General features: G+C 60.0%; 11 protein-coding genes and 1 tRNA gene. 5 read left to right on the top strand and 7 right to left on the bottom strand.

Translation table 11 applies throughout. The features are described from left to right. Positions 1-11: 11 nt before the first annotated feature. The 5 genes from gcvP to J5M57_RS20595 all read left to right on the top strand — a co-directional run bounded on the left by gcvP (position 12) and on the right by J5M57_RS20595 (position 6,906). Positions 12-2,864, top strand: a complete 2,853-nt coding sequence (gcvP, locus tag J5M57_RS20615) for an aminomethyl-transferring glycine dehydrogenase (RefSeq protein ID WP_207848000.1) — start codon at positions 12-14, stop codon at positions 2,862-2,864. Between the two features lie 206 nt (positions 2,865-3,070). Continuing rightward, positions 3,071-4,447: an L-serine ammonia-lyase gene (locus J5M57_RS20610; RefSeq protein WP_207847999.1), complete on the top strand. Its 1,377-nt coding sequence runs from the start codon at positions 3,071-3,073 to the stop codon at positions 4,445-4,447. A gap of 131 nt (positions 4,448-4,578) precedes the next feature. Then, positions 4,579-5,703 (top strand): glycine cleavage system aminomethyltransferase GcvT, encoded by a 1,125-nt coding sequence (gene gcvT / locus J5M57_RS20605; RefSeq protein ID WP_169842266.1) that lies wholly within the window; start codon positions 4,579-4,581, stop codon positions 5,701-5,703. Between the two features lie 404 nt (positions 5,704-6,107). After that, positions 6,108-6,320 carry a cold shock domain-containing protein gene (locus J5M57_RS20600; protein ID WP_003175786.1) on the top strand — a complete coding sequence of 71 codons (213 nt, stop codon included), beginning with the start codon at positions 6,108-6,110 and terminating at the stop codon, positions 6,318-6,320. A 97-nt stretch (positions 6,321-6,417) separates the two neighbouring features. Continuing rightward, entirely contained in the window at positions 6,418-6,906 is a 489-nt protein-coding gene (locus J5M57_RS20595) for an RDD family protein (RefSeq protein WP_083368093.1), read from the top strand. A 121-nt stretch (positions 6,907-7,027) separates the two neighbouring features. Here the strand turns inward: J5M57_RS20595 and nadA are convergent, their stop codons facing one another. From nadA to tolB, 7 genes are all read right to left on the bottom strand, one after another. Further along, entirely contained in the window at positions 7,028-8,086 is a 1,059-nt protein-coding gene (gene nadA / locus J5M57_RS20590) for a quinolinate synthase NadA (protein WP_122880485.1), read from the bottom strand. Between the two features lie 271 nt (positions 8,087-8,357). Next, positions 8,358-8,433 (bottom strand) — tRNA-Lys (locus J5M57_RS20585). Positions 8,434-8,495: 62 nt separating this feature from the next. Then, on the bottom strand, positions 8,496-9,188 hold the full coding sequence (queC, locus tag J5M57_RS20580; RefSeq protein WP_131671159.1) for a 7-cyano-7-deazaguanine synthase QueC: 693 nt from the start codon (positions 9,186-9,188) through the stop codon (positions 8,496-8,498). Position 9,189: 1 nt separating this feature from the next. Further along, entirely contained in the window at positions 9,190-9,837 is a 648-nt protein-coding gene (gene queE / locus J5M57_RS20575; protein WP_207847997.1) for a 7-carboxy-7-deazaguanine synthase QueE, read from the bottom strand. A 167-nt stretch (positions 9,838-10,004) separates the two neighbouring features. Next, the gene (gene ybgF, locus J5M57_RS20570; protein ID WP_064588907.1) at positions 10,005-10,841 is read right to left on the bottom strand and encodes a tol-pal system protein YbgF; all 837 of its coding nucleotides are present in this window, start codon (positions 10,839-10,841) and stop codon (positions 10,005-10,007) included. A 6-nt stretch (positions 10,842-10,847) separates the two neighbouring features. Further along, entirely contained in the window at positions 10,848-11,345 is a 498-nt protein-coding gene (pal, locus tag J5M57_RS20565) for a peptidoglycan-associated lipoprotein Pal (RefSeq protein ID WP_003178634.1), read from the bottom strand. Between the two features lie 52 nt (positions 11,346-11,397). Then, on the bottom strand, positions 11,398-12,678 hold the full coding sequence (gene tolB / locus J5M57_RS20560; RefSeq protein ID WP_164747834.1) for a Tol-Pal system beta propeller repeat protein TolB: 1,281 nt from the start codon (positions 12,676-12,678) through the stop codon (positions 11,398-11,400). Positions 12,679-12,693: the final 15 nt, after the last annotated feature.

The raw sequence follows: 12,693 nt of genomic DNA, 5'->3' as shown, positions 1-12,693 counted from the left end.
GGAACACCGACATGACTCAAGTAAACCTTGGCACCGCCAACGAATTCATCGCCCGTCACATCGGCCCGCGCGCCGGTGACGAGCAAGCCATGCTCAACAGCCTCGGCTTCGATTCGCTCGAAGCCCTGAGCGCCAGCGTCATTCCGGAAAGCATCAAGGGCACCAGCGTGCTCGGCATGGACGACGGCCTCAGCGAAGCCGACGCCTTGGCGATGATCAAATCCATCGCCGGCAAAAACCAGCTGTTCAAGACCTACATCGGCCAGGGCTACTACAACTGCCACACGCCGTCGCCGATCCTGCGCAACCTCCTGGAAAACCCGGCCTGGTACACCGCTTACACCCCGTACCAGCCGGAAATCTCCCAGGGCCGTCTCGAAGCGCTGCTGAACTTCCAGACGATGATCAGCGACCTCACCGGCCTGCCGATCGCCAACGCCTCCTTGCTCGACGAAGCCACCGCCGCTGCCGAAGCCATGACCTTCTGCAAACGCCTGAGCAAGAACAAGGGCAGCCACCAATTCTTCGCCTCGATCCACAGCCACCCGCAAACCCTCGACGTGCTGCGCACCCGTGCCGAGCCGCTGGGCATTGAAGTGGTTGTCGGCGATGAGCGCGAACTGACCGACGTCACCCCGTTCTTCGGTGCGCTGCTGCAATACCCGGCGAGCAACGGTGACCTGTTCGACTATCGCGAACTGACCGAGCGCTTCCACGCCGCCAACGCGCTGGTCGCCGTGGCTGCCGACCTGCTGGCCCTGACCCTGTTGACCGCCCCGGGCGAGTTCGGCGCGGACGTTGCCATCGGTTCCGCGCAACGCTTCGGCGTGCCGCTGGGCTTTGGTGGCCCGCACGCGGCTTACTTCTCCACCAAGGATGCGTTCAAGCGCGACATGCCGGGCCGTCTGGTCGGTGTTTCGGTTGACCGTTTCGGCAAGCCGGCCCTGCGTCTGGCGATGCAGACCCGCGAGCAGCACATCCGCCGCGAGAAGGCCACCTCGAACATCTGCACCGCGCAAGTGCTGCTGGCCAACATCGCCAGCATGTACGCCGTGTACCACGGCCCGAAAGGCCTGACCCAGATCGCCAACCGCGTGCATCACCTGACCGCGATTCTCGCCAAAGGCCTGAGCGCACTGAGCGCGAAAGTCGAGCAAGCAAGCTTCTTCGACACCCTGACCGTAGCCACCGGCGCACACACCGCCACGCTGCACGACAAGGCGCACGCTCAGCAGATCAACCTGCGCGTGATCGATGCCGAGCGTCTGGGCCTGTCGGTCGACGAAACCACCACTCAGGCGGACATCGAAACCCTCTGGGGCCTGTTCGCCGACGGCAAGACCCTGCCGGACTTCGCTGCGCTGGCCGCTTCGGTGCACAGCACCATCCCGGCTGCGCTGGTACGCCAGTCGCCGATCCTCAGCCACCCGGTGTTCAACCGTTATCACTCGGAAACCGAGCTGATGCGCTACCTGCGCAAACTGGCGGACAAGGACCTGGCGCTGGATCGCACCATGATTCCGCTGGGCTCGTGCACCATGAAACTCAACGCCGCCAGCGAAATGATCCCGGTGACCTGGGCCGAATTCGGCGCCCTGCACCCGTTCGCCCCAGCCGCACAAAGCGCCGGTTATCAGCAACTGACCGATGAACTGGAAGCGATGCTCTGCGCCGCCACCGGTTACGACGCGATCTCGCTGCAACCGAACGCCGGTTCACAGGGCGAATACGCCGGCCTGTTGGCGATCCGCGCCTACCACCAGAGCCGTGGCGATGAGCGTCGCGACATCTGCCTGATCCCGTCGTCCGCTCACGGCACCAACCCGGCCACCGCCAACATGGCCGGCATGCGCGTAGTCGTGACCGCGTGCGATGCGCGCGGCAACGTCGACATCGAAGACCTGCGCGCCAAAGCCATCGAGCACCGCGAACACCTCGCCGCGCTGATGATCACCTACCCGTCGACCCACGGTGTGTTCGAAGAAGGTATCCGCGAAATCTGCGGGATCATTCACGACAACGGCGGCCAGGTGTACATCGACGGCGCCAACATGAACGCAATGGTCGGCCTCTGCGCTCCGGGCAAGTTCGGCGGCGACGTTTCGCACCTGAACCTGCACAAGACGTTCTGCATTCCGCACGGCGGTGGCGGCCCTGGCGTCGGCCCGATCGGCGTCAAATCGCACCTGACGCCGTTCCTGCCGGGCCATGGCCAGATGGAACGCAAAGAAGGCGCGGTGTGCGCGGCACCGTTCGGCAGCGCGAGCATTCTGCCGATCACCTGGATGTACATTCGCATGATGGGTGGCGCGGGTCTCAAGCGTGCTTCGCAACTGGCGATCCTCAACGCCAACTACATTTCCCGTCGTCTGGAAGAGCACTACCCAGTGCTGTACACCGGCAGCAACGGCCTGGTCGCGCACGAATGCATCCTCGACCTGCGTCCGCTGAAAGACAGCAGCGGCATCAGCGTCGATGACGTTGCCAAGCGTCTGATCGACTTCGGCTTCCACGCCCCGACCATGTCGTTCCCGGTCGCGGGCACGCTGATGATCGAACCGACCGAAAGCGAATCCAAGGAAGAACTGGACCGCTTCTGCGACGCCATGATCCGCATCCGCGAAGAAATCCGCGCGGTGGAAAACGGCACGCTGGACAAGGACGACAACCCACTCAAGAACGCTCCGCACACTGCGGCAGAGCTGGTTGGCGAATGGACGCACCCGTACAGCCGCGAGCAAGCGGTGTATCCGGTGGCGTCGTTGATCGAAGGCAAATACTGGCCGCCGGTCGGTCGCGTCGACAACGTGTTCGGCGACCGCAACCTGGTGTGCGCCTGCCCGTCGATCGAAAGCTACGCTTAAAAGAACGGGGGGCGGTTCGTCGCCCCACCGCTCGACCGCTTTATCGCTTTACCTGTAGGAGCTGCCGAAGGCTGCGATCTTTTGATCCTGGTTTTTTAGAAACAAGATCAAGATCAAAAGATCGCAGCCTTCGGCAGCTCCTACAGGGCAATGAAACCAGCCTGATATTCCGCCAATTCCTATAACAAGAAACCGGAGAACCACTCATGTCGTTAAGCGTGTTCGACCTGTTCAAGATTGGCATCGGCCCCTCCAGTTCCCACACCGTCGGCCCGATGCGTGCCGCTGCGCGCTTCGCCGAAGGCCTGCGCCGGGAAGACCTGCTGACCGCCACCGCCAGCGTGCGCGTCGAACTGTACGGTTCCCTTGGCGCCACCGGTAAAGGACACGGCAGCGACAAAGCCGTGCTGCTCGGCCTCGAAGGCGAACATCCCGATACCGTCGATACCGAAACCGTCGCCGCGCGCCTGCAAGCCATTCGCGGCAGCGGCCGACTGAACCTGCTCGGCGAACACAGCATTGCGTTCAACGAAAAAGAACACCTGGCGATGATCCGCAAACCGCTGGCCTATCACCCCAACGGCATGATTTTCCGTGCGTTCGATGCGGCGGGAATCCAGATCCGCAGCCGCGAGTATTACTCGGTGGGCGGCGGCTTCGTGGTCGACGAGGATGCCGCCGGCGCCGACCGCATCGTTGAAGACGCCACCCCGCTGACCTTTCCGTTCAAAAGTGCCAAGGACTTGCTCGGTCATTGCGCCACCTATGGGCTGTCGATCAGCCAGGTGATGCTGACCAACGAAAGCGCCTGGCGCCCGGAGGCGGAAACCCGCGCCGGTCTGCTGAACATTTGGCAAGTGATGCAGGACTGCGTCGCCGCCGGGTGCCGCAACGAAGGCATTCTGCCGGGCGGGCTGAAGGTCAAACGCCGGGCGGCAGCGCTGCATCGGCAACTGTGCAAGAACCCGGAATCGGCACTGCGCGATCCGCTGTCGGTGCTCGACTGGGTCAACCTGTATGCGCTGGCAGTCAACGAAGAAAACGCCAACGGTGGTCGCGTGGTCACCGCGCCCACCAACGGCGCGGCCGGGATCATCCCGGCGGTGCTGCATTACTACATGCGCTTTATCCCCGGGGCCAACGATGACGGCGTGGTGCGCTTTCTGCTGACCGCCGCCGCGATCGGCATTCTGTACAAGGAGAACGCTTCGATCTCCGGTGCCGAAGTCGGCTGTCAGGGCGAGGTCGGCGTGGCCTGCTCGATGGCGGCGGGTGCGTTGTGCGAAGTCCTTGGCGGCAGCGTGCAGCAAGTGGAAAACGCTGCGGAAATCGGCATGGAACACAACCTCGGCCTCACCTGCGACCCGATTGGCGGGCTGGTGCAGGTGCCGTGCATCGAGCGCAACGCGATGGGTTCGGTGAAAGCCATCAACGCGGTGCGCATGGCCATGCGCGGGGACGGGCAACACTTCGTCTCCCTCGACAAGGTCATCCGCACCATGCGCCAGACCGGCGCCGACATGAAAAGCAAATACAAGGAGACCGCCCGTGGCGGTCTGGCAGTCAACATTATCGAATGCTGATCATTTAACTCCCTCTCCCTCGAGGAGAGGATCGTATTTAGCCCCCTCTCCCTCAGGGAGAGGGCTGGGGTGAGGGGCTTTTGATCTTGATCTTGCCCCCGATCCCGAACCACATTTTCAAGGAGCCACGCATGTCCACCGAACAACTGTCGAAAACCCCGCTACACGCTCTGCACATCGAACTGGGCGCCCGCATGGTGCCGTTCGCCGGCTACGACATGCCGGTGCAATACCCGCTGGGCGTGATGAAAGAACACCAGCACACCCGTGAGCAGGCCGGGCTGTTCGATGTCTCGCACATGGGCCAGATCCGCCTGACCGGCGCCAATGCCGCCAAGGCCCTGGAAACCCTGGTGCCGGTGGACATCATCGACCTGCCGGTGGGCATGCAGCGTTACGCGATGTTCACCAACGATAACGGCGGCATCCTCGACGATCTGATGGTCGCCAACCTTGGTAACGATGAACTGTTCCTGGTGGTCAACGCCGCGTGCAAGGATCAGGATCTGGCGCATCTGCAAAAACACATCGGCGATCAGTGCACCATTACGGAGCTGTTCGAAGCCCGTGCCCTGCTCGCTCTGCAGGGTCCAGCAGCAGTTACCGTGCTGGCGCGCCTCGCGCCTGAGGTCGCGAAAATGACCTTCATGCAGTTCAACCGTGTACAACTGCTGGGCGTGGATTGCTTCGTCAGCCGCTCGGGTTACACCGGTGAAGACGGTTTCGAAATCTCGGTGCCCGCCGCCGATGCGGAAAAACTCGCGCGCGCCCTGCTCGCCGAACCGGAAGTCCAGGCCATCGGCCTCGGCGCCCGCGACTCGCTGCGCCTGGAAGCCGGCCTGTGCCTGTACGGCCACGACATGAACACCGAGACCACGCCGATCGAAGCCAGCCTGTTGTGGGCGATCTCCAAGCCACGCCGTGCCGACGGCGCGCGGGCCGGCGGTTTCCCGGGGGCGGAAACGGTTTTCGCCCAGCAGCAGAACGGTGTCGCACGCAAACGCGTCGGCCTGCTGCCACAGGAACGGACCCCGGTGCGTGAAGGCGCAGAAATCGTCAATGAGGCCGGCGAGATCATCGGCAGCGTGTGCAGCGGCGGCTTCGGACCGACCTTGGGCGGGCCACTGGCGATGGGTTATCTCGACAGCGCTTATGTCACCCTCGATACGCCAGTCTGGGCCATCGTTCGTGGGAAAAAGGTGCAAATGCTTGTAAGCAAAATGCCATTTGTTCCACAACGCTACTACCGTGGTTGATTGACTGTTTCTATAAGTAACGCGATTGCGTTATGCGTGCACTAATGTGTAACGCAATCGCCACAAAAAAGTGCATTTTCTAACATCTGATTCGAATATGAACTTTGCTTATAACGTTCGAAAACACTTGAACAAGCTAATCGTCTAAGCCGCACTAGTGAATTGACTAACTGCCAGCAAGCGCAGGAAAACCGGGGCCTTCGCGGGGCTTGTTTTTTCTCCCGTAGTTGGCGTAGAGTTTGTCTACTGTGTTTGCATGGGTCAGCTTTGAATCGTGACCTGGGCAGTAGCCTACAAAGTTAGCTACATCCCGTTCGACGTCTTCTTACTCTCCTGCAACCAGCCCCAGTACTCTTTCATGAGAAAGAGACTGTCATCAATTTTTGCGTCAAAGGAAATAAGAAATGTCCCAACGTCAGAGCGGTACCGTCAAGTGGTTTAACGACGAGAAAGGTTTTGGTTTTATCACTCCAGAGAGCGGTCCGGATCTGTTCGTGCATTTCCGCGCTATTCAGGGCAACGGCTTCAAGAGCCTGAAAGAAGGCCAGAAAGTGACCTTCGTTGCAGTGCAAGGCCAGAAAGGCATGCAGGCTGACGAAGTACAAGCTGAAGCCTGATCTTCTGTTACGAAAAAGCCCCTGATATTGATATCAGGGGCTTTTTTGTGCGCGCGAATCCGTAAAATGGCGCTTCATTTTGCGTCCAGAGGCTGCCATGTCGAAAAACCTGCTCACACCCCAGGGCGACTTTCCTGCCGTTGGCCTTGGCCGTCGTCTGGCGGCGATGTTCTATGACTTCCTGCTGTGCACCGCCCTGCTCATCGTCACGGGATTCGTCTACAAGTTGATCCAGGCAGCAGTCATCGGCGAAGAACGCCTGCGGGTGCTGACCGACGCCGGGAAAATGGATGGCGATCCGCTGTACTCCACGGTGTTGCTGCTGGTGCTGTTCGCGTTCTTCGCCAAGTTCTGGACTCACGGCGGGCAGACGCTGGGCATGCAGGTGTGGGGGATTCGCGTGCAGAACGCCGATGGCAGCGCAATCAGCCTGTGGCAGGCGCTGCTGCGCTTCATGGTGTCGATCGCTTCCTGGCTGTGCGTGGGGCTCGGGTTCTTCTGGTCGCTGTACGACAAGCAGAAGCGCACGTGGCACGACATCTATTCCGACACCCGCGTGGTGCGGATTCCGAAGAAGACCAAGTAATTCCAGACACCAGATACCACTGTAGGAGTGAGCCTGTCCGCGATAGCGGTATGTCAGTCAATGTTTAAGTCGACTGATACACCGCTATCGCGAGCAGGCTCACTCCTACAGGTTTTGGCGCTTAGGCGTTCCCGGCCAGCTTCATCCGCGCCGCCTGGGTGAAATCCAGCATGCGCTTCAACGGCCGGATCGCCTGCGGAATCAGCGCCGGATCGACAAAGATCTCGTTCGTCCCTTCCTTCAGGCTCTTGAGCGTGCGCTCAAGGGTGTTCATGGCCATCCACGGGCAATGTGCGCAACTGCGGCATGCGGCGCCGTTACCGGCGGTTGGCGCCTCAATGAAGACCTTGTCCGGGCACAGCTGCTGCATCTTGTAGAAGATGCCGCGGTCGGTGGCGACGATCAGGGTCTTGTTCGGCAGGCTTTGCGCAGCAGCGATCAACTGACTGGTAGAACCGACGGCGTCGGCCAACTCGATTACCGATGTCGGCGACTCCGGGTGCACCAGAATCGCGGCGTCCGGGTACAGCGCCTTCATGTCTTCGAGCTGCTTGGACTTAAACTCCTCGTGAACGATGCAGGCACCGTCCCACAGCAACATGTCGGCACCGGTCTTGCGCTGGATATAAGTGCCCAAGTGCTTGTCCGGCCCCCAGATGATGGTCTCGCCGTTGTCCATCAGGCTTTCGACGATCTCCAGCGCGCAGCTCGACGTCACCACCCAGTCAGCCCGGGCTTTGACCGCTGCGGAGGTGTTGGCATACACCACCACCGTACGCTCCGGGTGCTGATCGCAGAACGCCGAGAACTCATCCACCGGGCAACCCAGATCCAGCGAACAGGTCGCCTCCAGGGTCGGCATCAGCACGCGTTTTTCCGGGTTGAGGATCTTCGCGGTTTCGCCCATGAACTTCACGCCAGCCACCACCACGGTCTTGGCCGGGTGGGCGTTGCCGAAGCGGGCCATCTCCAGGGAGTCGGAAACACAGCCACCGGTTTCTTCGGCCAGGGCCTGAATCACCGGATCGCAATAGAAGTGGGCGACCAGCACCGCGTCCTGAGCCTTGAGCTCGGCAGCGATGGCGGAACGGTAGTAGGCCTCTTCCTCGGCACTCAGCGGTTTGGGCTGTTTGGCGTCGAGGTGGGCTTGAACCAGAAGGCGTTCGGAAATCTGCGTCATGTTCGCAAGACCTGCAGGCGCTTTCGCGCGAAAGTCGAGTATACACCCGGCTCCGGACCGCTTGAGGGTACCGCCGGGAGAGTGAGTATTATCAGGCACGGACAGCGTTGAAGCTGCGCAAGGCTACAGAATATCCCGTTGATACAAAAGATGATTCTGATCTGTGTCAGCACCGACGGCACTGAACGAATGCTCACCGGAATCGCAGGCAAAAAAAAACCCGGAAATCCTCACTTTCGTGGGCCTTCCGGATTTTCTAAACCGCCAAATATGGTGGGTCGTGTGGGATTCGAACCTACGACCAATTGGTTAAAAGCCAACTGCTCTACCAACTGAGCTAACGACCCGCTGTGTGGTGGCGCGTATAATACTGATTTTTAAGGACTATTCAACACCTTTTTGAAAAAAATCAAAAATAAGGTGTTGGATCGCTCACACCGGCCGCCGCAAAGCCCTCTGCACGCAGGCGGCAGCTGTCGCATTTGCCGCAGGCACGGCCGTCATCGTCGGCCTGATAGCAGGAAACGGTCAGGCCATAATCCACGCCCAGCTTCACGCCGGCCTGGACGATCTGCGCCTTGCTCAGGTTTTGCAGTGGCGCCTGGATGCGGAAGCCATTGCCTTCCACGCCCGCCTTGGTCGCCAGATTGGCCATGCGCTCGAACGACTCGATGAACTCCGGGCGGCAATCCGGGTAACCGGAATAATCCACCGCGTTGACGCCGATGAAGATGTCACGGGCGCCGAGCACTTCTGCCCAACCCAATGCCAGCGACAGGAACACGGTGTTGCGCGCCGGCACGTAAGTCACCGGAATGCCTTCACCCAGCTCTTCCGGGATATCGATGCTGGTGTCGGTCAGAGCCGAACCGCCCATGCCGTTCAGGTTCAGACCAATGACCTTGTGCTCGACCACACCCAGATCGCGGGCAACGCGGGCAGCGGCGTGCAGTTCAGCGTGGGAGCGCTGACCGTAATCAAAGCTCATGGTGTAGCAGGCGTAGCCTTCGGCACGGGCCATTGCCACCACGGTGGCCGAGTCCAGGCCTCCCGACAGCAGGATCACCGCACGTTTTTCGTTAGTGTTCAGTTGTTCAGTCATCTCAGCGCCCCGGCTCATCATTCCATAGATATTTATGCAGCTGCAGTTGCAACCGCACTGGCAGGTTATCCGCCACCACCCAGTCCGCCAGATCCCTTGCGTTGAGGTCATGGTGACTTGGAGAAAACAGCACTTCGCCGGCACGCCGGTCGAGCCCGTACTGGATCAGTTTGGAAACCGCCCAGTCATAGTCTTCCCGCGAGCAGATGACAAATTTCACCTGATCGTTGGGCGTCAGCAGTTCGATATTTTCGTAACGGTTGCGGTGGGCTTCTTTCGAGCCCGGCGTCTTCAGGTCGACGACGCGACTGACCCGTGAGTCGACGGCCGAAACATCGAGAGCGCCGCTGGTTTCCAGCGAGACCTCATAGCCGGCATCACACAACCGCTTGAGCAAAGGAATGGCATTGGGCTGTGCCAGCGGCTCACCGCCAGTGACACACACGTAGCGCGGGCGGAACCCGGCCACTTGCTCAAGGATGTCGTCGAGGGTGCGGATCGTACCGCCGGTGAACGCATAAGCGCTGTCGCAGTATTGGCAACGCAATGGGCAACCGGTCAGGCGCACAAAAACAGTGGGCAGCCCGGCAGTCCGCGTTTCCCCCTGCAACGAGTAGAAAACTTCGGTAATTCTCAATGTGTCTTGCATAGTCGCCACGGGCGTAACAGCTAAACAGGCTGTCCGCCTCCGTCAGGCACTTCAAGCAACCCCGCCAACGCGTAGATCACCAGAAGCGTGTTTCAGAAAAAGGGCGTGAATTCTAACGAAAAAACCCGCGACAAGCGCGGGTTTCTTCCAAACGGGGTGAAGCTGGGTTACATGCGTTGCAGATCGCGTTGGGCCAACTGAGCGGCAGAGGTCCCCGGGTATTGGGAAACCACCTGTTGCAGAATGCCTTTGACCTTGTCGGTATGACCGAGGCGGCGCTCTACGTCAGCCAGTTTGTACAGCGAATCCGGCACCTTGGCATGCTTGGGATACAGTTGCGAAACCTTGGCAAACGCTTGACCTGCACCTTGCAGATCACCCTTGGCCAGGTTGACTTCGCCCAACCAGTACTGGGCGTTGCCCGCGTATTGGCTGTTCGGGTACTTGCGCAGGAATGCCGAGAAAGCCTGGCTGGCCTTGTCGAAATCCTTGGCCTTGATCAGGTCGAAAGCCGCATCGTAATACAGCTTTTCCTTGGCCGGATCACCCGGTTCGCTGCTCGCAGCAGGGGCTTGGGCGGCAGCAGCACCGGCACCCGCAGCAGCACCGGCAGCAGCACTTGCATCGCCACCGGCAGAAGAATTCTCAGGAGTCGCGGCAGGTGCAGCACCGGATCCTATGCGCCGATCAAGATCCTGGTATCGCTCCAGGGATTCCTGTTTCATGCGCGCAACCTGATTCTGCAGTTCTTCGATCACACCTTGCTGGCGCGATATCTGATCCTGCATCTGTTGCAGTTGGTTGAACAGCATGCCCTGTGCCGAGGCAGGGGCCGAAGCCGCTCCCCCGGCATAGGCGCCGTTCGTACCGTAACCCGCAGGCGGATAACTGCTCCCGCTATTGTTATAACCGGAGTTGTCATCGACCACAGGAACCGCAGCCCACGCCGCAAGCGGCGCGAGGCTGAGAGCCAGAACAGTTACAGCACGACGGCACGTTCGCATATCGAATTACTTACGCAGTTCGACGCGACGGTTTTGAGCCCAGGACTGCTCGTCGTTGCCGGTAGCAACTGGACGCTCTTCGCCGTAGGAAACCAGTTCCAGCTGAGCTGGGGAAACACCTTGCAGTACCAGGTAGCGTTGAACGGCTTTCGCACGACGCTCGCCCAGTGCCATGTTGTACTCACGAGTACCACGTTCGTCGGTGTTGCCTTCCAGAACAACGCGAGCGCCGTTTGCTTTCAGGTCTTTGGCGTGAACGTCCAGAGCGCGCATGGCTTCTGGCTTCAGGTCCGAGCTGTCGTATTCGAAGTAGAAGGTGGTGATTGCGCGCAGAGCAGCTTCTTCGCTCAGGGAACCGTCAACGGCACCAGTGTTTGCGCCGTAACCAGCGTTTGGATCAACAGCGCCTTCACCGGCGTTGTCGCCGCCTTTGGACGAGCAACCTACAGCTACAGCCATGGCCAGAGCCAGCGCAGCAAATTTACCAAACTTCAGCATTTCCATCGTGAAACTCCTAATGAACCCCAGTGTGTTAAGTAAAACGTAAAGCGCCGCGTCAGTTCAGGTAAGGGGACCAGGACGGTTCTCTGACTTCGCCTTGTGCGGTAGGAAGCGGGAGCCTCACGCGTCCATTAATGGACACGAGCATCAAGACTCCCCGGCCCTGCTGGCGGGTGGCGTAGATTACCATGGTGCCGTTGGGCGCAACAGTAGGCGACTCGTCCAGAGTGCTATCAGTTAGGATTTTTACACTTCCGCGCTGCAAATCCTGAGCCGCCACCTTGAAATTGGTGAAACCGTCCTGGCGATGGATCATCACCAGGGTCTTTTCGTCAGCCGAAAGTTTCGGGTTGGCGTTGTAGTTACCGATGAAGGTCACTCGCTCCGCACCGCCGCCACTGGCGCTGGTTTTGTAGATCTGTGGTTTGCCGCCACGGTCCGAGGTGAAGTAGATGGTCGAGCCATCCTTGCCCCAGTACGGTTCGGTGTTGATGCCAGGACCTGCAGTCACGCGAGTGATCTGACGCGAACCCAGGTTCATCACATAGATGTCAGGGTTACCGTCTTTCGACAGGACGAAAGCCAGGCGATTGCCATCCGGCGACCAGGCTGGCGCGCCATTCAGGCCTTCGAAGTTGGTGATCTGCTCACGGCGACCGGTGTCGATGTTCTGCATGAAGATGCGTGGGCGCTTCTGCTCGAACGACACGTAGGCGATGCGCTTGCCATCCGGTGCGAAACGCGGCGACAGGATCGGCTCGCGCGATTGCAGCAGCGTCACGGCGCGGGCACCGTCGTAGTCCGAACGCTGCAGGGTGTAGCGAGTGTTCTTTTCGGAGAAACGCTCGGCTGTCACGTACAGCAGACGGGTCGAAAACGCACCTTTGATACCGGTGAGTTTTTCGAACGACTGGTCAGAGATGAAGTGCGCCATGTCGCGCAACTGCTCGGTGGTACCGGAAACACTGCCGTCAGCCACTTTCTGCTCGGTGGCCACGTTGAACAGTGCCCACTGCACCTGCAGGCGACCGCCCGCCGGAGCAATGCTGCCGACCATCATGTATTGAGCACCCACCGCCTTCCAGTCACGGAAGATGATTTCGCTCGGCTGGCTTGGCTGGCTGATCATGTTTTGCTTTGGAATCGGCGAGTAGTAGCCCGAGTTCCGCAAATCGTTACCAATGATTTCTGCCATATCGTCCGGCAGCACGGCACCGCCCTGCATGCCGAACGGTACAACGGCGATCGGGGTAGCCCGATCGCTGCCGCTGGTGACCAGAATGTTCTTTTCATCAGCCATCGCGATCCCTGCCATGCAGCAGATCACGACCAGCATTCCTCGAAGAAGGTT

Origin of the sequence: Pseudomonas sp. 86_A, assembly GCF_017491705.1 — a bacterium.
Lineage (GTDB): Bacteria > Pseudomonadota > Gammaproteobacteria > Pseudomonadales > Pseudomonadaceae > Aquipseudomonas > Aquipseudomonas koreensis.
The sequence above is the reverse complement of the archived record's forward strand: the minus strand, read 5'-3'. Positions and strand labels throughout refer to the sequence as shown.

Excerpts from the sequence above, each read along its gene's own strand:
- gcvP (WP_207848000.1), top strand. The coding sequence starts at position 12 with ATGACTCAAGTAAACCTTGGCACCGCCAACGAATTCATCGCCCGTCAC.
- J5M57_RS20610 (WP_207847999.1), top strand. The coding sequence starts at position 3,071 with ATGTCGTTAAGCGTGTTCGACCTGTTCAAGATTGGCATCGGCCCCTCC.
- gcvT (WP_169842266.1), top strand. The coding sequence starts at position 4,579 with ATGTCCACCGAACAACTGTCGAAAACCCCGCTACACGCTCTGCACATC.
- J5M57_RS20600 (WP_003175786.1), top strand. The coding sequence starts at position 6,108 with ATGTCCCAACGTCAGAGCGGTACCGTCAAGTGGTTTAACGACGAGAAA.
- J5M57_RS20595 (WP_083368093.1), top strand. The coding sequence starts at position 6,418 with ATGTCGAAAAACCTGCTCACACCCCAGGGCGACTTTCCTGCCGTTGGC.
- nadA (WP_122880485.1), bottom strand. The coding sequence starts at position 8,086 with ATGACGCAGATTTCCGAACGCCTTCTGGTTCAAGCCCACCTCGACGCC.
- queC (WP_131671159.1), bottom strand. The coding sequence starts at position 9,188 with ATGACTGAACAACTGAACACTAACGAAAAACGTGCGGTGATCCTGCTG.
- queE (WP_207847997.1), bottom strand. The coding sequence starts at position 9,837 with ATGCAAGACACATTGAGAATTACCGAAGTTTTCTACTCGTTGCAGGGG.
- ybgF (WP_064588907.1), bottom strand. The coding sequence starts at position 10,841 with ATGCGAACGTGCCGTCGTGCTGTAACTGTTCTGGCTCTCAGCCTCGCG.
- pal (WP_003178634.1), bottom strand. The coding sequence starts at position 11,345 with ATGGAAATGCTGAAGTTTGGTAAATTTGCTGCGCTGGCTCTGGCCATG.
- tolB (WP_164747834.1), bottom strand. The coding sequence starts at position 12,678 with ATGCTGGTCGTGATCTGCTGCATGGCAGGGATCGCGATGGCTGATGAA.